The following is a 22,328-nucleotide window of genomic DNA, read 5'->3' on the forward strand; positions in this document are numbered from 1 at the left end:
TCAAGCCGCCAGTGAGGCGGACAAAAGAGGCAACATTCCGCTCGGGCCTTGTAGCGTTCCGGCCCGGCGAGCAAAAGAAAGAAGACAGAGTTATGGCGACTATCACCATCACCGACGACAATTTTGAAGCTGAAGTGCTGAAATCCGACAAGCCAGTTCTGGTTGATTTCTGGGCGCCATGGTGCGGCCCCTGTAAAATGATCGGCCCGGTTCTGGAGCAGATCTCCGGCGAGCGTGACGACATCGTGATCGCGAAGATGGACATCGACGAAAACCCAGAGACGCCAACGTCTTTCGGTGTGCGTTCGATCCCAACCATGCTGATCTTCAAGGGCGGCGAAGCCGTGGCGACCACCATGGGCGCCAAGCCGAAAGCCCAGCTTGAGCAGTGGATTGACAGCGCGCTCTAAGCGTTCGCTTCATCGAGACTTGAGAAAGGCGCCCTATCAGGCGCCTTTTTTTGTTGCGGAAGGCGTCACCCTGAACTTGTTCCAGGGTCCATTGCTTTAGGTGTCAGCGCGGAAGACGAACTGTATGGATACTGAAACAAGTTCAGCATGACAGTTTTTATCCTATTTAGCTCGGCAGGATGCCTGCTTCGCGAAGCACCTGGCCCGCGAGATAGAGCGAGCCTCCGATCAGGACAAAAGGCGGGCGTTCGTCCTGGGCCTTTTCACCCGTCATCTTGAGCGCCGCTGTTACGTCCTTGGCCACCAGTCCATTGATGCCTGCGTCGGTAGCCGCACCCGCAAGGAAGCCGGGTTCCGCGGCACCCGGCTCACCCGGGATCGGCACGGCGATCACTCGGTTGACGATGCCCGAAAGGGGCTTCAGGTAGCCCTTGGCATCCTTGTTCCCGAGCATACCAAGGATCAGAATGATCTCGCGCTCCACCGGGTCCACTTCTGATAGGAACGACCGGATCACTTGCCCTGCCGCCGGGTTATGGCCACCGTCCAGCCACAGGTCATGGCCTTCCGGCAGCATGGCGTTAAGCGGGCTGTTCTTGATCTCCTGGAGGCGCGCTGGCCAGCGCACCCAACCAAGCCCCGCCTTGATTGCGGCATCGGGGATGGTGATGGCCTGTTGCGCGTGCGCAAGGGCAATGGCCATGCCCGCGTTTGTCACCTGGTGTTCGCCCACAAGGTTCGGCATGGGCAGGTCAAATTCGCTTTTCCAGTCACCATAATTGAAGCCGTCACCGCGTGGTTTGATGCTGGCCTGCCAGTCACGCTCAAAAAGTTTCGGCTGTACGCCTTTTTTCTCGCACACGCCCAGGATGGTCCTTGCTGCTTCACCCATTTGTGGGCCAACGACCGTGGGGACGCCTTCCTTGATGATGCCGGCTTTTTCAAACGCGATTTTGGCGAGCGTGTCGCCCAGGAACTGTTCGTGATCCATGCTTACGGGCGTGATGCCCACGGCGGCAGGCTTTGCCACGACATTGGTGGCGTCAAGACGCCCGCCAAGGCCGACCTCGAGGATGCAGAGGTCTGCCGGCGTGCGCGCGAACGCAAGGATGGCAGCGGCAGTGGTCACTTCAAAGAAAGTGATCGGGTCTTCGCCGTTCGCTTGCTCGCATTCTTCCAATAGTTCCGTCAGCGCGTCTTCGGAAATCAGCTTGCCTGCAACACGGATGCGCTCTGCGAACCGAACCAGATGAGGGCTGGTGTAGACATGCACCCGGTGCCCGGCGGCCTCGGCAATCGCGCGCAGGGTAGCGGTGGTGGAGCCCTTGCCGTTTGTGCCGGCGATATGGATCACGGGTGGCAGCTTGTCCTGCGGGCGACCAAGTCGTTCGAGCAAGCGTTCCATGCGGCCAAGCGACAGGTCGATCTTCTTGGGGTGCAGGCGCATCAGGCGCGCCAGAACAGCATCGCTGGCCGATGTATCCACGAATGGGCTCCCTAAAGAAAGGCCGCCTGGCTGGATGCCGGCGGCCGGTCAAGACTTACAAAATTTATTCGGCGGCCTTTTTCTTATGCCGCCCGCCCATCAGGAGGCGGATCATAGTACCCAGCTTTTCGCCCAGCTCATGCCGGTGCACAACCGCGTCCACCATGCCGTGTTCCTGCAGATATTCTGCTGTCTGGAACCGTTCCGGCAGTTTCTCACGGATGGTTTGTTCGATTACACGCTGGCCTGCAAAACCGATCATGCAGCCCGGCTCAGCGATCTGAACGTCGCCCAGCATGGCATAGGATGCAGACACGCCACCTGTTGTCGGGTCTGTCAGCACAACAATGTAAGGCAGGCCCGCGTCGCGGAGCATCTGGATCGCGACCGTGGTGCGCGGCATCTGCATCAGGGAAAGAATGCCTTCCTGCATGCGTGCGCCACCCGAGGCGGTCATCATTACATATGGCGCGCCGATCTTCAGTGCATGGCGAGCGCCGGCAATGATGCCTTCGCCCACGGCCATGCCCATGGAACCGCCCATGAAGAAGAAGTTCTGAACCGCGACGACAACCTGTTCGCCGCCGATCTTGCCCACAGCAACCTTGATGGCATCTTCATCGCCGGTTTTCTTGCGCGCGTTCTTGAGGCGCTCGGAATATCTTTGCGTGTCGCGGAACTTCAGCGGGTCCTGCGTCACGTCTGGCAGGTCGATAAGATCGTAGGTGCCATGATCGAAAAGATTGTCGAACCGGTCGGTGGGCGGTACGCGGTCGTGATGGTCGCAGTGCGCACACACATATTGGTTGGCGACAAATTCTTTCTGGAAGATCATCTGGCCGCAGCTTTTGCACTTGTGCCAAAGGTTGTCTGGTGTTTCCTTTGGGTTCAGTACTTTTTGCAGCTTCGGTTTTACATAGTTGGTGAGCCAGCTCATGCGTCTCAACCCCTTCTCTTATCTGCCTTTTTGGCGCTTGGCGCCCTTCAGCCTTTTGTCCCGGCCCGCACACCTTCTGCGAGTTTCCCGGTAAAGTCCAGCACGTCCTTGACCATACCCTCTTTCGGCATGTGGGTGTCATCGAGCCCGGTTTCAATCAAGGAGACGATTGCGGACCCGACCACAGCCCCATCCGCCACGCGGGCGATGGCTTCGGCCTGTTCAGGCGTGCGGATACCGAATCCGACGGCAACTGGCAAGTCTGTATGTGACTTGATACGCATTACCGCCGATTCGATATCATCTGCCGTAGCAGATTTGCCGCCCGTCACGCCGGCTACGGCTACATAATAGACGAATCCGCTCGCGCCATCCAGTACTGTAGGCAAACGGGCGTCATCGGACGTTGGTGTGGCAAGGCGGATCACGTCGATCCCGGCCGCATTTGCGGGCAGGCGAAGCTCCTCATCTTCCTCGGGCGGCAGGTCGACGACGATCAGCCCGTCAACGCCCGCGGCGGCTGCGTCCGTGCAGAATTTTTCGGTTCCATAAGCATAAATGGGGTTGAAATAACCCATCAGGACAATCGGCGTACTGTTGTCGTCTTTGCGAAACTCACGCACGATTTCAAGGGTCCGATTCATGTTTGCGCCAGCCTTCAGCGCGCGCTGGGCCGCTTTGTCGATTGCTGGGCCATCGGCTGACGGGTCGGTGAAAGGCATCCCCAGTTCGATGATGTCGGCACCTGCGCCGGGCAGGCCTTTCACGATTTCCATCGAGGTCTCATGCGTTGGATCACCGGCGGTTACGAAAGTAACGAAGGCAGCGCGTTTTTCTGCGGCCATGCGCTCAAAGCAATTTGAAAGTCTGCTCATGCTTTAAATCTCCGCACCCAGGGCGTCTGCCACTGTGAAGATGTCCTTATCGCCGCGACCAGACAGGTTCATGACGATGATATGGTCCTTTGGCAGGTCTGGCGCCATGCGGATGACTTGCGCCAGCGCGTGGCTGCTCTCGAGCGCTGGGATGATGCCTTCCGTGCGGCACAAAAGCTGGAAAGCCTCAAGCGCCTCATCATCGGTGGCGGAAACATAGTTCACCCGGCCCGCTTCATGCAGCCACACATGCTCCGGCCCGATGCCAGGGTAATCGAGCCCGGCCGAGATCGAATGCGCTTCGGTGATCTGGCCGTCATCGTTTTGAAGCAGGTACGTGCGGTTACCGTGCAGGACCCCGGGTGTGCCACCGGCGATGGAGGCAGCGTGCTTGTCTGTATCCAGGCCGTGGCCTGAGGCCTCGACCGCATACATCTGCACGTCCGGATCATCAAGGAACGGGTGAAACAGCCCCATGGCGTTCGAGCCGCCACCCACACAGGCCACAAGGCTGTCGGGCAGGCGGCCTTCCTGGGCTTGCAGCTGCTCGCGGGTTTCGCGGCCGATAATGGATTGGAAATCGCGTACCAGCATAGGGTAGGGGTGCGGGCCCGCCACTGTACCGATGATATAGAAGGTGTCATGCACATTGGTGACCCAGTCGCGGAGCGCATCATTCATCGCGTCCTTCAGGGTCGCGGAGCCGCTGGTCACCGGTTTCACCTCTGCGCCCAACAGCTTCATGCGGAACACATTCGGCTTCTGGCGCTCGATGTCCACCGCACCCATGAAGACAGTGCATTCAAGGCCGAAGCGGGCGGCCACGGTGGCGGTGGCAACGCCGTGCTGGCCCGCGCCAGTTTCGGCGATCACGCGGGTCTTGCCCATGCGTTTCGCCAGCAGTACCTGGCCGATGGCGTGGTTGATCTTGTGCGCACCGGTGTGGTTGAGGTCCTCGCGCTTCAGGTAAATCTTGGCGCCGCCCAGATGCTCGGTCAGGCGCTCAGCAAAATAGAGCGGGTTCGGACGGCCAATATATTGGCGGTTCAGTTCGTCCAGCTCGGCCAGATAATCCGGGTCCTTGATGGCGTCGCGGTATGCCTTTTCCACCTGGTGCACCAGTGGCATCAGGGTTTCCGAGACATAGCGTCCACCGAATTTTCCGAAGTGACCCTTTTCATCAGGGCCGGTACGATAACTGTTAAGCGACATTGGTACGTCCTAACTCACATAAAACCACCGGAAACCCTACCTTACGGCTTTCGCAGCACTAAGGAAGGCTTCAATTTTCTCACCGGACTTCTTGCCCGGCGCATCTTCAACGCCCGAGGAGACATCCACGGCGTGGGCACCACTTTCCTGAACCGCCTGCCGGACATTCTCTGGCGTCAGGCCACCTGCCAGCAACCAGGGGTACGGCAGGTCCCTGCCCGACAGCAGGTTCCAGGGGAAGCTGTGCGCGTTGCCGCCCGGGCGGTCAGACCCTTTCGGCGGCTTGGCATCAAACAGGATCGCGTCCACGTGGGGGGCGAACATGTCAGCCTGATCGATATCCTCTGCCGTTGATACCCCGATTGCCTTGATGATTGATACGCCAAGGCGGTTCTTCAGGATCAGTGCCTCATTGGGGTATTCGTCGCCGTGCAGCTGCACCCAGTCCAAATCCAGCGCGTCGCAGGCATCCTCAATGAAATCATGATCCGCGTTAACGAACAGGCCCACCCGTTCAGTTGAGGACGGCAGCTGACGGCGCATGGCAGCAGCGTCCTTGAGCGTCAGGTTCCGGGGCGACTTATCGAAGAAAACAAAGCCAAGCCAGCGGGCGCCATAAAAGGCTGCCAAGTTGGCGTGTTCAGGCTTTGTAATGCCGCAAATCTTTACCGAAACAGACATGCCCCATGGGTTCCTCAAAACCGGCGTGGGGCAGGGTGCGCCCTTAGGCCGGATCGTCGCTTTTCATCAGATCGTCGAATTCCACGCTTTGGCGCGTCAGCGCAGCCGTTGCGGCCTTCATCAGATCTTCGCCAAGGAGCATCCCGCTGTTCCAGGTGGCGACATAATCAAGGCCGTCCGCAACCGAATGATCCCGTGCATGATTGAGTACAGCTTTTGTGCCTGCAACCGCAAGAGGACTTTTGGAAGCAATTTCTTGCGCGATCCGTAAGGCCTGCTGGTGCAAGTCGTCACGGTCTTTCGCGATATGATTGAGGAAACCTAACCTGTGGGCTTCGTCCGTGTGCATCTTGCGGCCCGTGTAGGCCAATTCCTTGACGATGCCGAACGGGAGCACGTGCGGGGCACGCTGCAGCGTGCCCACATCCGCCACGATTCCCACGTTGATTTCCTGGATGGTGAAATAGGCGTCCTCAACCGCCAAACGGATATCGCAGGCGGTGATCACATCCACGCCCGCGCCGATGCAGGCACCGTGGACAGCGGAGATTACAGGCACGCGGCAAGTGTCAATGGCGGTGAAACAGTCCTGCAGCCAGAGGATATGACGGCGGAGCTTTTCACGGATGCGCGCGGGGTCGCCTTCTGTTGCCCCCAGCACCGCGCCGCTTTCCTTCAGGTCCAGCCCAGCGGTGAAATGCTTGCCGTTGCCGGACAGGATCACTGCCCTTACGGAAGGGTTTTCATCAAGCTCGCGGAAGGCTTTGCCGATCTCGCCGAACATGGTGCCGTTCATGGCATTAAGCTTGTCTGGCCGGTTGAAGGCCACATGGGCGATATGGTCCTTGATCTCAACAGTGATGGTTTCAAACGTCATGCGTGGCTCCTCCCGGCTGTTCTGCTCCATTATATTGGGCGAAACAGCCGGGGGGCCACCTTGCTGCCGTGATTTTTTACCGGTAGAGCGCGACCAGCTCTTCGAAGCTTCCGGCCTTGGCCATATCCTTGCCGATGCGGCCTTTCTGGAACCAGTTGTTCGCGAATTTGCGGGCCTTTTTGTCTTTGATGTGCATATCCAGATGGTCTGCGACAGACTGCATATCGGCATAGCCGACGCTCAGGTCCGCGCGCATACTGCGCACCAGGGCGAAGAACTCGTCGCGGCCGAGGAGTTCATCTAATACATTGAAGGTAAGTGTGCTGACGGTATTGATCTTGCTGTCAAATCCTTCAACTGCATACTCGGTCAAAGGTGTCTTTGAAAACATTGGGTCTTTGGACGCGAATTCTCTGACGGATCTGTAAGCGCCTTTTCTCAAGTGCGGGAGGGCGACCTCTTCATTCAGTCGAATCTGAAGATACCGATCAATCCCAACAGCCCAATGATCCTGCTTGCCTCTTGGGTTCAAACGCCATAGGTCGATCAAGTTTGATCGTACAAATCCTTCGGACAGGTGACCAGTGACACCATTGGCCTGAAAGATATCGTCTGTATTGTCTTCAATTGGATGGACCCGTCCTGTTTTTTGCGCCAAATCAGGGACATTGATCTGATCCAGAGTTAGCAGGGCAAGGCCGGTGTCGCGCGGGTGTTTAAATCCATCGGGGATTTCGGCGATTGTAAGGTGTTTGGAATTTGGCAGTGGACCCAGAATATTCGACAGGCTCGATATTTCCCTTTCCAGAGATACGGCCACAGCTGCTGCAGATGATTGGTCCATAGTCATATACGCCAGGCTTGCCGCTGGTTGCGGCATGAACTTATAAGGCCCTATGGCGAGTGTCATCAGGCCGGTGGGTTGCTCGCTTTTCATTTCGAACTTGGTGATGTCGCCATCGGTGGTTTTCTGGGCAATCTTCAGGTTGCCGACCACGGAGTTCAAGCCGGGCACGTCAAGGAAGGCGACCTGATAAAAGGGTTTGTGGGTCCACGCCTCTTGGATGGACAACCTATCTGCGTCTGCGAACACAGGATAGCCGAAGCTTTGGGCGCGGATCATGGTGAAATCTGGGTGCAGCGTTTCCTTGACCCCCACGAGGCCGGTCTGCGAGAGGTCCTGCAGATACCCGCGGTAATGCACTACGATCTCCAAGCGGCTTTCACCCTTGCGCAGCGATTTTGGCAGGGTCACCTCGGCGACGTTCAGCTCTAACGGACGCATACCCGTTGCGGACGCAACCCGGCTGGTCAATTTGAGCGTCTTGCCGCCTGGACCCACAACTTTGTCGAATTGCAGGCCGGGGTTGAGAAGGAGGGAGATCTTGCTTACCGGCGTGTCGCCAATGTTGCGGAAGCTGACCTGATAAGCCCCCACCATCTGGCCGTCAGGTGCCTCTTCCGCGAAATGGAACTTGGCCACCAGTGTGGCGTTCAGAAGCTCGATATCGCTTTCCGCCCTGGCGCTGACAGCCCCCAGCAACAGCAACAATGCCCCAACCAACAATCGCATGATGTTCCCCAACTTCATTAACGTAATAGAATAACATAATGATAATTGGAGGGAAGGATCAAGCTAAAAAATGCGGGTGGTTGCCCTGGGGTCAGTCCGGTGCGCAGAAACGGGTGATCAGCGTATCGCCGATCTCGGCTGCCGCTTCCACGTGCGCGATATCGATATTCAGGCCAAAAAGCACCATTACGATGTGCGTGGTGTCTTCCGTCACCGCCGTGCGGGCGCTGTCGGAAAAGGGGGTGCCGAAGGGGCCTTTGTCGTCCTTCAGGACCGGTAGGCCCTCAAGGTTGATCGGCCCGCGGCCGATGCCTTCGTATGTGTCGCCTTTCGCACCGATGGTCAGCGTCATATCGCCATCGATTTTGGCGGTGTCATAGATGCCGATCGGGATGCCGGTCATCAGCGACACAAGGTTGCCGCTGTCGACCACATTATTGACCTGATATAAGGGCTTGCCCGCGATCACTCGGCGGGTCAGGGATTCAGATGACGGGCGGTAGCGGCTCGGGTCCTTGCCGCAGGCCTTGAAGGCGGCTCGCACGTTCGCGATCACCGGGTCGCTCGCCGCCGCTTCGCCCAAAAGTTCCTGCAGCCGCATCTCTGCGCCGTCCTCAATGGAGGTAACAAGGCCCGGCGGTGACGGCCGCACAGCGACATCATAATCAAGCGCGCCCACATGGACGGCAAAACCAAGTTCCTGAAACCGGGGATCGATGGATAGCTGCGGCATAATATACTCCCTGACTACCTCCATCTTAACGGGCGGTTTCCGTAAAGGCCATAATCTCCGCAGCACAAATTTCCGGCCGCGTGTGGGCTCAGATTTTGGCCCATATCCGCCGGTGAAAATAGAACCAGGCGCCCCAAAGGGTGGCCGAGAGCGTAAGCGCGGCATAGATGGCGGGCATGGGGTCATCCACCGTGCTGACTGAACCGGCATAGGCCGCGATCAGGCAATAGGGGACGGTGCCCAGCCACCATGCTGTCAGGAAGCGGCTGAAGCGCATCCGCGTGATACCCGACATGCAGGCTGACACTTCCGGGATGATGGGCATGGCGCGCCCGATCAGGATCATCAGGAAACCGTGCTTCTGGAACATGTCCTTGGCTTCAGCCACTTGCTGTGGGTTTCGGGCAATGCGCGCGAGAAGCTTGTCGCCATACAGGCGGCTCAGGCCGTGGCCCGCTATGCCTGCCAACGTCAGGCCGGTGATAGACGCCATGCTGCCGACGCCAAAGCCCAGAAAATAGCCCGCGAGCAGGCATAGCGTCAGGGTTGGCATGGCGATGAACAGGTCTGCAAACAAAAGGGCGGCGATGATGGCGGCGACAAGGCCCGGCGACAGGTTCGAGGCGGCATCAAGCCAGCCTTCGATCTGCGCGACAGAAAGAATGCCAGTGGCTTTCAGCACCACAAATGTTGATGCGAAGGCGAGCGCCAGCATCAGGAATATTTTCACAAGGGCTGCCATGTCATGCTCCCTTCAGGATGCGTGCGGCCAGTGCCGGGCTCAGGCGGCGGATGAACATCAGCAATTTCACTTTGCCAATGAAGTTGTCCGGAGTCCCGCGCTCAAGCCCCTTTAGGATGCCCTGCGCGGCCTCCAACGGGGATATCTTGCCGCTGCCCCGGCCTGTGGTCATGGCCGTGTCAACAAGGGGCAGGAAAGCCTGCTGAATCTCAACCCCCGTGTCTTCAAGCTGATACCTCAGCGACTGCGTCAGGATGTTGAGCGCGCCTTTGGTGGCGCAGTAAACAGCAGAGCTTTTCTTTGGTACCAAGCCGAGGGCTGAGTTGATATTCAGGATGCGGGCGTCTCCTGCGGCCTCAAGGCAGGGCAGCAGGCCATGGATCAGGTAGCAGACGCTGGTGAAATTGGTCGTGACCTCTTCCGCGATGGATGCTGGGTTGAAACCCGGGTCCGTGAACAGGGGCGTATGCTGGATGGCGGCATTGTTGATCAGGACATCAATTGGCCCCAAAGTTTGCAGGTGCTTGATTGCGGCGCGCAAGGCCTGAAGGTCTGTAAGGTCGGCGCGGATGGTCGTAACATTTGGCGCGGCCTGTGCCAGTTTCTGAAGTTTCTCTTTGCTACGGCCCAGTACGATCACCTGGTTTTCATGGCAGAGCATCTCCACAAGCGCGCGCCCCACGCCCGACGTGCCGCCCGTGACCAGAATCCGCTTATCCTTCAATTGAAATTGCATTTTCGCCTCGCTTGTTCCTTATTTGTGTGCGGACCATAAGGCGCGGCCAATGGGGCGGCATTAACCTGGGTTAAGAGGCGATGGATTTTTCCGAATTCCTGAATGAGCATGCAGAGACGCGCCAGTTTGTGCGGGGTGACCATGTCTTTCGGCAGGGCGACGCGGACCGCAGCCTTTATTTCGTGAAGGCGGGTTTCCTCAAGGCCTATTACCTGACAGAAAGCGGTGGGGAGCAGATCAAGTCTTTCATGGATCAGGGCAAGGTGATCGGCAGCCTGACGGCAGCGGTTGCGGCGGAACCCAATACCTTCAGCCTTGTGTGCCTTGAGGATTGCACATTGATGCGCTTCTCTTTTAGTGCCCTGCGTGAGAAGGCAGCGCATTCGCCCGCATTATCAGACATGGTGACCGGCCTGCTCCTGGAACTTGCGATGAAGAAAGAGCGCCGGGAATATGAACTTCTGTGCCTGTCGGCCGAGGAACGCTACCGACGCCTGCTAAAGCGCATGCCTGAGCTGACGTCACGCGTGCCCCAGCAGGACATCGCGCTTTATCTTGGCATCACGCCTGTGGCCCTTAGTCGGATCAAGAAGCGGCTTGCTGAACGGGGCGCGACTTAAAGAGGCTGGCGATGCAGGCTCGGCGCGCGCTGTTCGATCTTGCCGTCTAGATACATATCGACAATCCGATCACCGTACACTTCATAGACCATCCTAAGGTGTTCGGGCCTCCAATCTCCGGATGGCCAAAGCTTGCCGGATGTCTTGTGGTCTTTTTTGGCAATCTCGTGCCCGGCCGCGAGGCGCGCGACAAGCGCAGGCAGGTCGGCTGCCAGGCTCAAAACGGCGCGACAGGCCAGGTCATGCAGGCCATCGCCGCGAACCAGTTCGGCGACGCATTGGTGAACTACGGCACCAGCGTCCAGTTGGTTGGTCAGATCATGCAGTGTCATGCCGGTCATCTGCGGCTCCAGCATGTAACTGGGCCAGAAATGAGTAATAGCGCCCTTGTACCAGGGGGACAGGCCGCCATGGATGTTCCAGCGCTCGCTCGTGGCACAAGCCAGCGTTTCGTCCGACAGCTTGTGGCAGCCATAGGACAACAAGAGATCGGGTGCCTGCTTCTTGATGAAAGCCTGCACTTCTTTGCTATTACAGTCGGCCGGGTCAATGGACATCAGCGGCACATCGGGCCATTCGGCCAGGCCGTAGAACTTTTCTTCGCTGGCGATATGGCGTTCGAAATGCGTTCGGTACAGGGCCTGCAGGTCGGGTGCGAGATCTTCCGGCGGCTCCGGCAGGAACAAGGCGCGCTCCTCGCGAATGATGGCTGCCAGGTGGCCGGTGGCGGCTAGGGTGCGAGCCATGAAGGCGTGACGCCTGTGATTGCCGGTGAAGAAAACGATTTTCATCAGACAGGGTCCTTCTGGTGATAGGAAATCAGCTTTTCTTCTTCCAACCGTTCAATGATGCCCTTCAACTCGCCAATGCTGCAACCGCACTTGTCGGCAATTTCCGCAAGGGAGGTTTGCCCGTCCGCCATATTGAGAACCCACAGAAGCCGCTCCAGGCTGGTTCGACCGTCTGACAAGGCATCGTTTGAATCCGATCGTGTCTTTTCGGAATTCATGTTGGGGTAGAGATTACGTTTCCCAAGCTGTGGTTCGCCAAAAGGCGAATGATTGACCGGGTTGCCAGCAATCTCACCAAGTGACAGGAAGTGTTCTAGCGCGTCAACGCTTTCCACAAGATTGTCGATGCCCATGAAGTCTTTGGTGTCGTGCGAATTGTGGTAGCCGTCATAAAATCCATATGCTGCGCGTGCCACCTGTCCCATCGGCAGGTTAAAGCCGGGCGCACAATATTGCCGTTCATCACTGCCGCCGGTGGGGGTGAAATCCATATAGCTGAATGGCAAAGGGCCTTCTTCTTTCCCATTCGTGAAGCGCATGGCCAACGAATCAAAAAGGCTGTTGCCGCGTCGGCTGGCCTTATAGCGCAGGCCGGGTGCGCCGCCGCCGATACAGGTCACAATCAGGCCCGCTTCCAGCTTTTCCCGAAGGTGGTTGTGATAATCATAGAGGAAGCAAAGAGACCCGATGGTCTCTGGATTTAGCACGAAGCGATAGCTATAGCGCCGCTTGGGCCAAGCCTTGATGCGGCGATAGAGTGCGAGAAGCGTCAGCGGACCGCTCAGCTCATTGTTGGCCAGCGACGGGTGGCACAGATAGCTTGTCAGCATGATTTCCCTGTCGCTGTCGCCGGGCAAAACGCACGTGGCGTAGGGAACGCCGCCGTCCTTGAAGTCGCTCTCGATCAACACACGGTACTGGCCGGGCTGCAACGATTGCCGCGTCTCGTGGCTCATGCAAAAGCCCCAGGTGCGCTTATAGTAGCTTGTCACATACGGGATGGCGTCGGGAAGATCGGGCAGGCTGTGGAGATGCGGCTCTAGTTCTTCAAGGCTGAAGGTGCCGTCCACCGGCTCCGCATAGTTCACGACCGACAGGTTGTTCACCTCTGTGTCGCATAGAAGCGTGCCGTCGGGCGCCCAAAGGCGGGCTCGCTTGCAGTGCCACTCAGGCGGCACCGTCCAGTCGAACACCTCCGAACCGGTAGGAATCTTTTTGACTTCCAGGGGCATAAATTGCCTGAAATAGTCGATGGACGCCTCAATTCCCGGCCCGGTGATCGAACGGAAAAGCGGAAAAAGGTGGTCGAAACTCTGGTCAAGGAGGTCGAAATCCGTCTGAAAGCGGTCAAACATGCAAGAAGCCTACACTCAAATTTCTGAAAAATATGGTTTTCTTCGATCTAAAGCTCAGCAAGCACCATGCCAACGATGTCGTAAGGTCAAAACAAACAACTAACAGGGCTGTCCTTCCCTAGGGCTCACTTTGTCTGAATGGCGGCCAAAAACTCAGAGAAATGGGGCCGATTATGCTGGTATGTACCGTTTATCCCCATATATGCGACGCCGATAACGCCATTCGATGTAGGCCAAGATACAAATTCTTTGTGCAAAGCTGTGGCCTCATCCAGAATATGATCGCTGGTAAGTGGTGTGCTTGGGATTTTCAGTTTGGTTGTCCCAGCGGACATTCCAAATTGCTGCGTCCAGAAAGACTTGAACTTTTCTTCGTCAGAATCTGCGGTGTAGATAAGCATCAGGGTCGCTTGTGAATGCCCGTCTTTGCCTTCATGGTGCGCCGAGCCCGTGGATATAATCGCCAATTGGGTCTGTTGGCCATTGTTGGCTGTGAAATCGCGCAAGTCGCCAACCATAAAATAGTAAGGAACTCGCGTATGCCATGCTCCTGTTTTGGAGCCAACTTGAAGCATGCCATTTTCAAAGGTGAGAGTGAATGAATCTGGTACATGGCGAGAAGAGGGGATTGGTCCCATCTTCAATGGCTTGACTGCTTCATAAACCATAGACCCACCATAAACACCTAACCGCTCCGCCCATGAAAAGAGCGTGGCCAATATAAGGTCCGGTTCGCCTATTGGTGCGGTTGCAACCCCGCCATATTGGTTCTTATTGTGAGAATTGATCAGGTAATACAGGTGTTCACGAATTTGGGGTAGGCGATCTTCTGAGATTCTATCAATGTTTGCGTTGAGCCAATTATTGAGTTTCGCTGTGTAAACTGCGACCTCGGCCTCAGAATAAATTGCTTTGAGCGGTGTTATAGCTGTGTAGTTAATTTGTTCTAGCGAGGCAGGGTTTTGTGTCGCGGTGGCGGGCGAGTTTGTGATCAGAAAACCGGCGATCAGAAAGAGCAAGAATTTCATTATTTCCCCCATGGTTTCCAGCACGCTAACAAAAAGGGGCCGCCTAAGCGACCCCTTTGATACTCGATACAGCGCCAGAAACTGACATTTAACTGGCTGATCTGTTTTACGCAGCCTTGGCCGGGATTTTCCCGCGGCTGTCGCCCTTCGTGTAGAAGGTCTCGCCCTTGTCGGCCATGTCGCGCAGAAGCTGCGGCGGCGTGAAGCGGGCACCGTAGGCTTGCGCCAGGCGGTCGGCTTCTGCCACGAACTCATCCACGCCCATGGTGTCGATGAAGCTGAACGGGCCGCCGGTGAAGGGCGCGAAGCCCCAGCCGAAGATGGCGCCGATGTCGCCCGAGGCCGTGTCGCGCAGGACGCCTTCCTCGAAGCAGCGCGCGCATTCAACAGCCATGCGCACCATCAGGCGGGATTTCACCTCGTCAACGCTTGGCTGGTCGTCCGCCAGCGGGAAGTGCTCGGCAAGGCCAGGCCACAGGTGCTTGGGGCTACCGTCGGTCGGATAGTCATAGGCACCCTTGCCGTTCTTGCGGCCGAAGCGCTCCAGCTTTTCCACCATGGTTTCAACGAACCCGTCAGCAGGGCTTGGGACATATTTGTCGCCAAGGGCTTTCCTTGTCGCCATGCCCACTTTGTAGGAAAGGTCGATCGCCACTTCGTCGCCAACCGCCAGCGGGCCAACCGGCATGCCGGCCATCTTGCCTGCGTTCTCGATGAGCGCCGGGTTCACGCCTTCCTTGACCATCGCATAGCCTTCCTGCACGTAGGTGCCGAAGCAGCGGCTGGTGTAGAAGCCGCGGCTGTCGTTCACGACAATCGGGGTCTTCTTGATCTGGGAGACATAATCGAGCGCGAGCGCAAGCGTTGCGTCGTCGGTCTTTTCACCCATGATGATCTCAACAAGCGGCATTTTGTCCACCGGCGAGAAGAAGTGAATGCCGATGAACTGGTGCGGGCGGGTGAAGTTTTTCGCCAGGCCCGTGATCGGCAGTGTGGAGGTGTTCGAGGCGAACACTACATCCTTGCCGATAACCGCTTCGGTCTTTTCCGTAACGTCCTTCTTGATGTCTTCGGCCTCAAACACGGCCTCGATGATCAGGTCGCAATCCTTCAGGTCGTCGTAATTGTCGGTCGGGATGATGCGCTCAAGAAGGGCGTCGCCCTTTTCCTGGGTTACCTTGCCGCGCTCCATGCCTTTCTTGACCAGGTTGCGGCTATAGTCCTTGCCTTTTTCAGCAGCGGCCATGTCGCGGTCCAGAAGCACCACTTCCATGCCGGCTTTTGCGGAAACATAGGCAACACCTGCGCCCATCAGGCCCGCGCCCAGCATACCAAGGCGCTTCACTTTCTTGCGCTCAAACCCAGCGGGGCGGAGCGAACCCTTTTCAACGGCCTGCTTGTTGATGAACAGGCTGCGGATCATGTTCGGTGCCACAGGGCCCGAGAGGAGCTTCATGAAATATTTGCTCTCGATCCGGATTGCGGTGTCGAAATCAACAATGCCTCCTTCATAAAGGCACGAGAGAATCGCTTCCACAGCTGGGTAGTTGTGCTGTGTCTGCTTTTGCGCCATGGCGTTCGCGCCAATGAAGGTCTGAACGGCCGCCGGGTTCATGGCACCTGCACCGCCCGGATATTTGAAGCCTTTCTTGTCCCATGGGGCAAGCGCGGATGGCGTTTTCTTGACCCATTCCTTGGCCTTAGCGACAACCTGGTCGGTGGGCACCATTTCCTGAACGATGCCAAGGCCCATGGCGATCTGGCCATTATATGGCTTGCCGGTGGTGATGGCTTGCGCCGCTGCCTGAATGCCCGTCAGGCGTGGCAGGCGCTGAGTGCCGCCAGCACCAGGCAGCAGGCCAACCATCACTTCTGGGAAGCCAAGTTGCATGGCAGGGGTGTCGGAGATCACGCGGTGGTGGCAGGCAAGCACCAGCTCGAACCCGCCGCCGAGCGCGAGGCCGTTCACGGCTGCTGCGAAAGGCTTGGTGCCTTCCTTCATCAGTACCTTGCGGTCTTTGTCGCCAGTTTCCATTTTGCGGAAAATTTTGTTCAGACGGAAAGCGTTCTCAAACGCCTGCTCAGGCGTCTGGTTGGCGTCCGCGCTGCCGAGCATATTGAGGTCAGCGCCAGCGAGGAACGCATCCTTGCCGGAGGTGATTACAGCGCCCTTGACGTTTTCGTCGGCCAGCACTTTGTCCACACACGCGTCCAGATCTTCAATGAGTTGCGCGTTGAAAACATTCATGTTGGCGTTTGGCAGGTCGATCGTCAGAAGCGCGATGCCGTCGCCGTCTACTTCATAGCGGATGGTCTCAGTCATTGGTTTAAACTCCCCTTGCGCTTCTTAAACACGTTCGATGATGGTTGCGGTGCCCATGCCGGCGCCGATGCAAAGTGTTGCGAGCGCGGTGGATTTGCCGGAGCGCTCCAGCTCATCGAGAACCGTACCCAGGATCATTGCGCCGGTCGCGCCGAGCGGGTGGCCCATGGCGATTGCGCCGCCGTTCACGTTGATGTCGCTATGGTCGATATCCAGCGCTTCCATGAAACGCAGAACAACAGACGCGAAGGCTTCGTTAAGCTCCCACACATCAATATCGGATTTGTCCATGCCGGCGCGCTTAAGGGCTTTCTGGGCCGCGAATTCAGGGCCTGTCAGCATGATAGTTGGCTCAGAGCCGATAGACGCCATTGAACGGATGCGGGCACGAGGCTTCAGGCCGAACTTCTCCCCCATTTCCTTGCTGCCGAGAAGGATAGCAGCGGCACCGTCCACGATGCCGGAAGAGTTGCCCGCATGATGCACGTGGTTGATGCGCTCATACTCAGGGTATTTCTGTAGGGCCACATTGTCGAAGCCGAACTCGCCCATCTGCACGAAGCTTGGCTTCAGGGCGCCAAGGCTTTGCATGGTTGTCTCTGGGCGCATGAACTCGTCATGGTCCAGCACAGTCATGCCGACAACGTCCTTGACCGGCACGATGGACTTGGAGAAACGGCCTTCGTCCCAAGCCATTTTCGCACGCTTCTGGCTTTCAACAGCATAGGCATCTACGTCATCGCGGCTGTGGCCGTATTTGGTGGCGATAAGGTCAGCCGAAACACCTTGCGGTACGAAATAGCTGTGGAAAGCGACAGATGGGTCAACTGGCCATGCGCCGCCGTCGCTGCCCATAGGCACGCGGCTCATGCTTTCGACACCGCCGCCGATGGCCATGTCGGCCTCGCCTGACATGATTTTTGCGGCCGCGATGTTGGTTGCTTCAAGGCCAGAGGCACAGAAGCGGTTTACCTGAAAACCAGCTGTCGTCTCAGCGTAACCTGCGTTGATCGCGGCAACGCGGGCGATATCCGCCCCTTGCTCACCTACAGGGGAAACACAGCCAAAAGCGATGTCATCCACATTTTCAGTGTCGATCTCGTTCCTGTCACGCACCGCCTGCAGAACCTGTGTCGCCAGCTGGATCGGTGTGATTTCGTGAAGGCTGCCATCCTTGCGGCCACGGCCCCGTGGCGTCCTGACGGCATCATAAATATAGGCTTCGGTCATTTTGGATTAACTCCCCTTGGATCCCTATGCTTAGAAGTTCGCTGCGTCGAGCGCCATGACGTCGTCGGCGCCAGTCTCAAGCTCAGCGAGCAATGCTTTGATCTCTGGCATGCGGCGCTTCATATAGTAGCGACCCGTGGCCAGCTTGTTCTCATAGAAGGTAGGATCGGATGTGCCCGCGTCCAGCGCATCAGTGGAAACTTTTGCCATCTGGGTCCACATCAGGCCCAGAAGCACATGACCAAAGAGGTGCATGTAAGGCGTGGAGGCGGCCCCGGCATTGTCCGGGTTGGCCATGCCGTTTTGCATCAGCCACATGGTGGCTTGCTGAAGGTCTTTCAGGCCAGAGCCAAGCGCGTCAGTGAATGGACGCAGGCGGTCGTCGCCCTTGGCGCTTTCGCGGATTTCACCGGCATATTTGAAGAAGGCCTGCATCGCGCGGCCACCGTTGGCTGGCAGCTTGCGGCCCACCAGGTCAAGCGCCTGGATGCCGTTTGCGCCTTCATAGATTTGTGCAATGCGGGCATCGCGCACGAACTGTTCCATGCCGGTTTCAGCGATATAGCCATGGCCACCAAAGATCTGCTGGCTGGACACGCAATACTCAAAGCCGCGGTCGGTGAAGACGCCTTTGATGATTGGCGTCAGGAGGCCGATCATATCGTCCGCCCATTGGCGCTCTTCTTCGGTTTCGGCCTTGTGCACAAGGTCAACGAGCAAGCCACACCATAGGCTGGCGGCGCGGGATGCCTCATTGAACGCCTTGGCGTTCATCAGCATGCGGCGCACGTCAGGATGTACGATAATCGGGTCCGCCGGGCCGTCCGGGTTCTTCGGCCCCGTGAGCGAGCGGCCCTGGATGCGGTCGCGGGCGTATTCAACAGCGTTCTGGTAGGCGACTTCAGAGTTCGCAAGGCCCTGCATGCCAACGCCGATCCGTGCTGCGTTCATCATGATGAACATGGACTTCAGACCCTTGTGCGGCTCGCCGATCAGATAGCCTTCGGAGCCCTCATAGTTCAGAACGCACGTGGAGTTGCCGTGAATACCCATCTTTTCTTCGATGGAGGCCACATTCACATTGTTGAATTCACCCGGCGTACCGTCTGCGTTCAGCTTGTATTTCGGCACAATAAAGAGGGAGATACCCTTCACGCCCTTCGGGGCATCGGGCAGGCGCGCCAGCACCAGGTGGATGATGTTTTCCGCCATGTCGTGGTCGCCGGCGGAGATGAAGATTTTCGTGCCGGAAATGGCGTAGGAGCCATCTGCATTGGGCTCGGCTTTGGTGCGCAGCATACCCAGGTCGGTACCGCAGTGCGGTTCCGTCAGGTTCATGGTGCCGGTCCATTCGCCGGTGATCATTTTCGGCAGGTAGGTCTGTTTCTGTTCGTCCGACCCGTCGATGCTGATCGCAGCTTGCGCGCCGGCGGCCAAGCCTGGATACATGGCAAAAGCGTGGTTCGAGCTGATCATCATTTCTTCAAAGCAGAAGCCCAGCACATGCGGCATGCCCTGACCACCATATTCAGGGTCAGACGTCAGGCTTGGCCAGCCGTTCTCAATGAACTTCTGATAGGCTTCCTTGAAACCCTTGGGCGTGGTGACAGAGCCGTCTTCATGACGGGTGCAGCCTTCGCGATCGCCGGAATAATTGAGCGGCTGAAGCTCGTTCTCACAGAATTTGGCGCCTTCCTCAAGGATGGCGCTCACAAGGTCTGGGGTCGCTTCCGAATAGCCCGGCAGGTTGGAATATTTGCCGATATTCAGCACTTCATTCAGGATGAAGAGCTGGTCTTTCACAGGGGCGCGATAGATTGGCATTTTAGGTCCTCAACTATGTTGTGTGTTCTGATGAATCGATGAATGTCTGTTACGGCTGATATTTACCGAGCGGTTCACCGGTGTCCCGGCGTACCCAAAGGCCGCGGTCCTTGTCGCGGACCAGATTGGAGATCAGCTCGCTGAATTCTTGAAGCTCCTCGATGGTGGCGTTGATGTCGTCCCGCTGGGCTTCCAGTGCGCGAATACGCTCGCGGCAGCGCTCAGCCGTCACGGCGCGCTGGGTCTCGCGGCCATCGCCGACATTGTAGAGATCAAGCATCTCGCCGATCTCTGACAGTGAAAAGCCCACGCGCTTGCCGCGCAAAATCCAGGCAAGGCGCACGCGGTCCTCAGCGCTGTAGATGCGGTTCTGGCCCTGGCGCTCGGGCGAAATCAGGCCCTGGTCCTCATAGTGACGAAGCGTTCTTGGCGTCACGCCGAAGTCGCAGGCCAGCTCTTTGATAGAGTATGTTTTTGGCTTGTCTGCAGGCATGAAAGGTTCCCTCTAATGTGCCCCATTAGATAGTTGACGTTTACGTTAACGTCAACCTTGATCCGATCACAATTGCTAGACTCTTGGAAATCCTTTATATTTTCTGGACGCATGAGTTTGATTTCGGCCGAAATGGTATATTTCAATGGCTGAAGAAGGTGCGACTCGAGGCCTTGGGGGAGGCTTTGGCCGCAATAGCCTGCGAAGGGGAGAGAAAATGGCACCAAAATTTGACAGTTTCCGGGAGTTTTTCCCTTACTATCTGGCCGAACACGCCGACCCGGTGTGTCGGGCGCTCCATTATATGGGCACAACATTGGCGACACTGGTTTTGCTTTATGCCCTTTACAGCCAGAATTGGTGGCTGCTTCTGGTGGTGCCGCTGTGTGGCTACAGCTTTGCCTGGGTTGGCCATTTCGTGTTTGAGAAGAACAAGCCTGCGACATTTGATTATTGGAAATGGTCCCTGATCGGGGACTATAAAATGTACAGCCTTTGGATCACTGGAAGGCTTGGCCCGGCACTTGAAGATGCGCTTGCACAGTATGGTCGCCGCAACAGCAAAGGCGTCACTGGCGCGTAAAGGCACATAAAGGCCCTATTTCGTTAGGCCTTTGTTTGCATTTTACAATTAGTTTCGGTAGGTCTTAGCCTTAAGTCGTCCGCGGTCCATCTTTTGGAATCCGAAGCAGCATGCCTCTGTATCTACCCATTGCAGAACTGTCGATGAATGTCTTTGTTGTCATGGGCATGGGCGCCCTTGTGGGCCTTTTGTCCGGCATCTTTGGCGTGGGCGGCGGCTTCCTGATGACACCGCTACTGATTTTCGCAGGCGTGCCGCCGGCCGTTGCTGTGGCGACCCAGTCGAATCAGATTACCGCAGCGAGCGTATCGGGCGTGATTGCTCATTGGCGCCGTCAGGGCGTCGATGTGAAAATGGGCGTTGTGTTGATTGCGGGCGGCGCGGTGGGCGCTTTCATCGGCGCTGAAATCTTCACCTATTTGCGATCGCTCGGGCAGGTCGATCTGATGATCTCGATCGCCTATGTAGTGTTCCTCGGGCTCATTGGCGGCCTGATGTTCTGGGAAAGCATGCGGGCGATCATGCGCCAGCGGCGCGGCTATGTGCCGCCGCGGAAACCCCGCGAGGAAAGGCACAAGGCCTGGATTCACGCGCTACCTTTCAAGATGAGGTTTCGCAAATCCCGGCTCTATATTTCGGCGCTGCTGCCGCTGTTGATCGGCTTCTTTGTTGGTGTGCTTTCAGCCATCATGGGCGTGGGCGGCGGTTTCGTGATGGTGCCCGCCATGATCTATATCCTTGCGATGCCAACCAACGTGGTGATCGGCACCTCGCTGTTCCAGATCATATTTGTGACGGCCCTGACCACCATTTTCCATTCGGTGAATACCCAGACGGTGGACATCTTTCTTGCGATCCTGTTGCTGCCGGGGGCCGTGATCGGCGCCCAAATCGGCGCCCGGATCGGTATGAAGCTGAAAGCTGAACAGCTTCGCGCGCTTCTGGCGCTGATGGTGCTACTTGTGTGCGCAAAGATGGCTGTGGCGCTGGTGGTTGAACCGCCAGAGCTTTATTCGGTCGCAGACCTCGAGGAAATCGGGGAGCGGCACTGATGGCGATCAGGAAGGCAATGGCCCTCATGTTGCTGCTTGGCCTGGCACTGGTGCCAAGCTCATCTGCGCATGCCCTGGTGACGGATCTATCGAACAAGCGGATCGAAATTCGCTACAGCTTCTCTGGCGCCGAACTGATCCTTTTCGGCGCTGTCGGGTCCACCAACATTGATGTGCGGCAGGAAGACTATGACGTGGTCATTGTGGTGCGTGGTCCTGAAGCGCCTGCGGTTGTGCGCAAGAAGGCCAGGGTAGGCGCCATCTGGGTCAACGCAGATGATATGCGCTTCCCAAGTGCGCCTGGTTATTATGCGGTGGCGGCCACGCGCCCGCTCAATGAAATTGCCAATCCGGTTGCTTTCGCGTCATACGGCATTGGTTTCCATAACTTGCCGCTGGTGGCAGACAGTGGCAATGGCCTGATGATGCCTGATCCAGAATTTCGCGAGGCGCTTTTCCGTCTCAGAAGCGGTGATGGCCTTTACCGGCAGGAAAAGGACGAAGTCGCGATTATCGGCCAGGGTCTGTTTCGCACCAATGTGCACCTGCCCGCCAATGTGCCGGTTGGCGAGTTTATTGTGGAAACCTTTATTTTCCAGCACGGTAGCATGCGGTCCAGAAACCGGATCAGCCTGACTGTGGACAAAGAAGGCTTTGAGCGGGCGGCCTATAATTTCGCTCACGGCTATCCCTTCTGGTACGGCATTGTGGCCGTTATTGTGGCGCTTGCTGCCGGTTGGCTTGCTGGTGTGCTGGGCAAGAAATAG

22 protein-coding genes are annotated in these 22,328 nt (G+C 57.3%); 5 read left to right on the forward strand and 17 right to left on the reverse strand.

Going from position 1 to position 22,328, the window contains the following annotated elements; all coding sequences use genetic code 11:
• Nucleotides 1–11 precede the first annotated feature (11 nt).
• Nucleotides 12–410: a thioredoxin gene (gene trxA, locus KORM41_RS08270; RefSeq protein WP_331709186.1), complete on the forward strand. Its 399-nt coding sequence runs from the start codon at nt 12–14 to the stop codon at nt 408–410.
• A gap of 166 nt (nt 411–576) precedes the next feature.
• Here the strand turns inward: trxA and KORM41_RS08275 are convergent, their stop codons facing one another.
• The 10 genes from KORM41_RS08275 to KORM41_RS08320 all read right to left on the reverse strand — a co-directional run bounded on the left by KORM41_RS08275 (nt 577) and on the right by KORM41_RS08320 (nt 10,262).
• Nucleotides 577–1,896 carry a bifunctional folylpolyglutamate synthase/dihydrofolate synthase gene (locus KORM41_RS08275; protein WP_156431840.1) on the reverse strand — a complete coding sequence of 440 codons (1,320 nt, stop codon included), beginning with the start codon at nt 1,894–1,896 and terminating at the stop codon, nt 577–579.
• A 64-nt stretch (nt 1,897–1,960) separates the two neighbouring features.
• Nucleotides 1,961–2,833 carry an acetyl-CoA carboxylase, carboxyltransferase subunit beta gene (gene accD, locus KORM41_RS08280; RefSeq protein ID WP_068143327.1) on the reverse strand — a complete coding sequence of 291 codons (873 nt, stop codon included), beginning with the start codon at nt 2,831–2,833 and terminating at the stop codon, nt 1,961–1,963.
• 47 nt (nt 2,834–2,880) lie between these two features.
• The gene (trpA, locus tag KORM41_RS08285) at nt 2,881–3,708 is read right to left on the reverse strand and encodes a tryptophan synthase subunit alpha (RefSeq protein ID WP_068143329.1); all 828 of its coding nucleotides are present in this window, start codon (nt 3,706–3,708) and stop codon (nt 2,881–2,883) included.
• A 3-nt stretch (nt 3,709–3,711) separates the two neighbouring features.
• Complete coding sequence (gene trpB, locus KORM41_RS08290) at nt 3,712–4,920, reverse strand: tryptophan synthase subunit beta (protein ID WP_068143331.1); 1,209 nt, start codon at nt 4,918–4,920, stop codon at nt 3,712–3,714.
• A gap of 36 nt (nt 4,921–4,956) precedes the next feature.
• Nucleotides 4,957–5,601, reverse strand: coding sequence for a phosphoribosylanthranilate isomerase (locus KORM41_RS08295; protein ID WP_068143333.1), 645 nt, complete (start codon nt 5,599–5,601; stop codon nt 4,957–4,959).
• A 43-nt stretch (nt 5,602–5,644) separates the two neighbouring features.
• The gene (locus KORM41_RS08300) at nt 5,645–6,478 is read right to left on the reverse strand and encodes a crotonase/enoyl-CoA hydratase family protein (RefSeq protein WP_068143335.1); all 834 of its coding nucleotides are present in this window, start codon (nt 6,476–6,478) and stop codon (nt 5,645–5,647) included.
• Nucleotides 6,479–6,554: 76 nt separating this feature from the next.
• Nucleotides 6,555–8,051 (reverse strand): hypothetical protein, encoded by a 1,497-nt coding sequence (locus KORM41_RS08305; RefSeq protein WP_068143336.1) that lies wholly within the window; start codon nt 8,049–8,051, stop codon nt 6,555–6,557.
• A 91-nt stretch (nt 8,052–8,142) separates the two neighbouring features.
• Nucleotides 8,143–8,784 carry a B3/B4 domain-containing protein gene (locus tag KORM41_RS08310; RefSeq protein WP_068143339.1) on the reverse strand — a complete coding sequence of 214 codons (642 nt, stop codon included), beginning with the start codon at nt 8,782–8,784 and terminating at the stop codon, nt 8,143–8,145.
• 88 nt (nt 8,785–8,872) lie between these two features.
• Entirely contained in the window at nt 8,873–9,526 is a 654-nt protein-coding gene (locus KORM41_RS08315) for a TVP38/TMEM64 family protein (RefSeq protein WP_068143342.1), read from the reverse strand.
• Nucleotide 9,527: 1 nt separating this feature from the next.
• Nucleotides 9,528–10,262, reverse strand: a complete 735-nt coding sequence (locus KORM41_RS08320; protein WP_068143345.1) for an SDR family oxidoreductase — start codon at nt 10,260–10,262, stop codon at nt 9,528–9,530.
• An 80-nt stretch (nt 10,263–10,342) separates the two neighbouring features.
• Here KORM41_RS08320 and KORM41_RS08325 point away from each other — a divergent pair, with 80 nt between their 5' ends.
• Nucleotides 10,343–10,882 (forward strand): Crp/Fnr family transcriptional regulator, encoded by a 540-nt coding sequence (locus KORM41_RS08325; RefSeq protein WP_068143347.1) that lies wholly within the window; start codon nt 10,343–10,345, stop codon nt 10,880–10,882.
• On the opposite strand, the gene KORM41_RS08330 is transcribed toward KORM41_RS08325, so the two are convergent.
• The 7 genes from KORM41_RS08330 to KORM41_RS08360 form a co-directional block, all read right to left on the reverse strand.
• A complete protein-coding gene (locus tag KORM41_RS08330) occupies nt 10,879–11,673 on the reverse strand; it encodes a formyltransferase family protein (RefSeq protein WP_068143349.1) in 795 nt (264 codons plus the stop codon). The two genes, KORM41_RS08325 and KORM41_RS08330, sit on opposite strands and share 4 nt — an antisense overlap.
• Complete coding sequence (locus KORM41_RS08335) at nt 11,673–13,028, reverse strand: DUF4910 domain-containing protein (protein WP_068143351.1); 1,356 nt, start codon at nt 13,026–13,028, stop codon at nt 11,673–11,675. Before KORM41_RS08335 ends, KORM41_RS08330 begins: the two co-directional genes overlap by 1 nt.
• 125 nt (nt 13,029–13,153) lie before the next feature.
• Nucleotides 13,154–14,056 carry a hypothetical protein gene (locus KORM41_RS08340; protein ID WP_068143353.1) on the reverse strand — a complete coding sequence of 301 codons (903 nt, stop codon included), beginning with the start codon at nt 14,054–14,056 and terminating at the stop codon, nt 13,154–13,156.
• A gap of 106 nt (nt 14,057–14,162) precedes the next feature.
• On the reverse strand, nt 14,163–16,379 hold the full coding sequence (locus KORM41_RS08345; RefSeq protein WP_068143355.1) for a 3-hydroxyacyl-CoA dehydrogenase NAD-binding domain-containing protein: 2,217 nt from the start codon (nt 16,377–16,379) through the stop codon (nt 14,163–14,165).
• Between the two features lie 24 nt (nt 16,380–16,403).
• Complete coding sequence (locus KORM41_RS08350; protein WP_068143357.1) at nt 16,404–17,609, reverse strand: acetyl-CoA C-acetyltransferase; 1,206 nt, start codon at nt 17,607–17,609, stop codon at nt 16,404–16,406.
• Nucleotides 17,610–17,639: 30 nt separating this feature from the next.
• Nucleotides 17,640–19,433, reverse strand: coding sequence for an acyl-CoA dehydrogenase C-terminal domain-containing protein (locus KORM41_RS08355; protein WP_068143359.1), 1,794 nt, complete (start codon nt 19,431–19,433; stop codon nt 17,640–17,642).
• Nucleotides 19,434–19,482: 49 nt separating this feature from the next.
• On the reverse strand, nt 19,483–19,926 hold the full coding sequence (locus tag KORM41_RS08360) for a MerR family transcriptional regulator (RefSeq protein WP_068143362.1): 444 nt from the start codon (nt 19,924–19,926) through the stop codon (nt 19,483–19,485).
• Nucleotides 19,927–20,143: 217 nt separating this feature from the next.
• Between KORM41_RS08360 and KORM41_RS08365 the strand changes: the two genes are divergently transcribed.
• The 3 genes from KORM41_RS08365 (at nt 20,144) to KORM41_RS08375 (ending at nt 22,328) form a co-directional block, all read left to right on the forward strand.
• Nucleotides 20,144–20,509 carry a DUF962 domain-containing protein gene (locus KORM41_RS08365; protein WP_068143364.1) on the forward strand — a complete coding sequence of 122 codons (366 nt, stop codon included), beginning with the start codon at nt 20,144–20,146 and terminating at the stop codon, nt 20,507–20,509.
• Between the two features lie 110 nt (nt 20,510–20,619).
• On the forward strand, nt 20,620–21,561 hold the full coding sequence (locus KORM41_RS08370; protein ID WP_068143367.1) for a sulfite exporter TauE/SafE family protein: 942 nt from the start codon (nt 20,620–20,622) through the stop codon (nt 21,559–21,561).
• The gene (locus KORM41_RS08375; protein WP_068143368.1) at nt 21,561–22,328 is read left to right on the forward strand and encodes a TIGR02186 family protein; all 768 of its coding nucleotides are present in this window, start codon (nt 21,561–21,563) and stop codon (nt 22,326–22,328) included. The genes KORM41_RS08370 and KORM41_RS08375 overlap by 1 nt, the downstream gene beginning before the upstream one ends.

The organism is Kordiimonas lipolytica (genome assembly GCF_001550065.1).

What these genes read in the sequence shown, in the direction of transcription:
- accD (WP_068143327.1), bottom strand. Translation starts at nt 2,833, where the DNA reads ATGAGCTGGCTCACCAACTATGTAAAACCGAAGCTGCAAAAAGTACTG.
- trpA (WP_068143329.1), bottom strand. Translation starts at nt 3,708, where the DNA reads ATGAGCAGACTTTCAAATTGCTTTGAGCGCATGGCCGCAGAAAAACGC.
- trpB (WP_068143331.1), bottom strand. Translation starts at nt 4,920, where the DNA reads ATGTCGCTTAACAGTTATCGTACCGGCCCTGATGAAAAGGGTCACTTC.
- KORM41_RS08295 (WP_068143333.1), bottom strand. Translation starts at nt 5,601, where the DNA reads ATGTCTGTTTCGGTAAAGATTTGCGGCATTACAAAGCCTGAACACGCC.
- KORM41_RS08300 (WP_068143335.1), bottom strand. Translation starts at nt 6,478, where the DNA reads ATGACGTTTGAAACCATCACTGTTGAGATCAAGGACCATATCGCCCAT.
- KORM41_RS08305 (WP_068143336.1), bottom strand. Translation starts at nt 8,051, where the DNA reads ATGCGATTGTTGGTTGGGGCATTGTTGCTGTTGCTGGGGGCTGTCAGC.
- KORM41_RS08310 (WP_068143339.1), bottom strand. Translation starts at nt 8,784, where the DNA reads ATGCCGCAGCTATCCATCGATCCCCGGTTTCAGGAACTTGGTTTTGCC.
- KORM41_RS08315 (WP_068143342.1), bottom strand. Translation starts at nt 9,526, where the DNA reads ATGGCAGCCCTTGTGAAAATATTCCTGATGCTGGCGCTCGCCTTCGCA.
- KORM41_RS08320 (WP_068143345.1), bottom strand. Translation starts at nt 10,262, where the DNA reads ATGCAATTTCAATTGAAGGATAAGCGGATTCTGGTCACGGGCGGCACG.
- KORM41_RS08325 (WP_068143347.1), top strand. Translation starts at nt 10,343, where the DNA reads ATGGATTTTTCCGAATTCCTGAATGAGCATGCAGAGACGCGCCAGTTT.
- KORM41_RS08330 (WP_068143349.1), bottom strand. Translation starts at nt 11,673, where the DNA reads ATGAAAATCGTTTTCTTCACCGGCAATCACAGGCGTCACGCCTTCATG.
- KORM41_RS08335 (WP_068143351.1), bottom strand. Translation starts at nt 13,028, where the DNA reads ATGTTTGACCGCTTTCAGACGGATTTCGACCTCCTTGACCAGAGTTTC.
- KORM41_RS08340 (WP_068143353.1), bottom strand. Translation starts at nt 14,056, where the DNA reads ATGAAATTCTTGCTCTTTCTGATCGCCGGTTTTCTGATCACAAACTCG.
- KORM41_RS08345 (WP_068143355.1), bottom strand. Translation starts at nt 16,379, where the DNA reads ATGACTGAGACCATCCGCTATGAAGTAGACGGCGACGGCATCGCGCTT.
- KORM41_RS08350 (WP_068143357.1), bottom strand. Translation starts at nt 17,609, where the DNA reads ATGACCGAAGCCTATATTTATGATGCCGTCAGGACGCCACGGGGCCGT.
- KORM41_RS08355 (WP_068143359.1), bottom strand. Translation starts at nt 19,433, where the DNA reads ATGCCAATCTATCGCGCCCCTGTGAAAGACCAGCTCTTCATCCTGAAT.
- KORM41_RS08360 (WP_068143362.1), bottom strand. Translation starts at nt 19,926, where the DNA reads ATGCCTGCAGACAAGCCAAAAACATACTCTATCAAAGAGCTGGCCTGC.
- KORM41_RS08365 (WP_068143364.1), top strand. Translation starts at nt 20,144, where the DNA reads ATGGCACCAAAATTTGACAGTTTCCGGGAGTTTTTCCCTTACTATCTG.
- KORM41_RS08370 (WP_068143367.1), top strand. Translation starts at nt 20,620, where the DNA reads ATGCCTCTGTATCTACCCATTGCAGAACTGTCGATGAATGTCTTTGTT.
- KORM41_RS08375 (WP_068143368.1), top strand. Translation starts at nt 21,561, where the DNA reads ATGGCGATCAGGAAGGCAATGGCCCTCATGTTGCTGCTTGGCCTGGCA.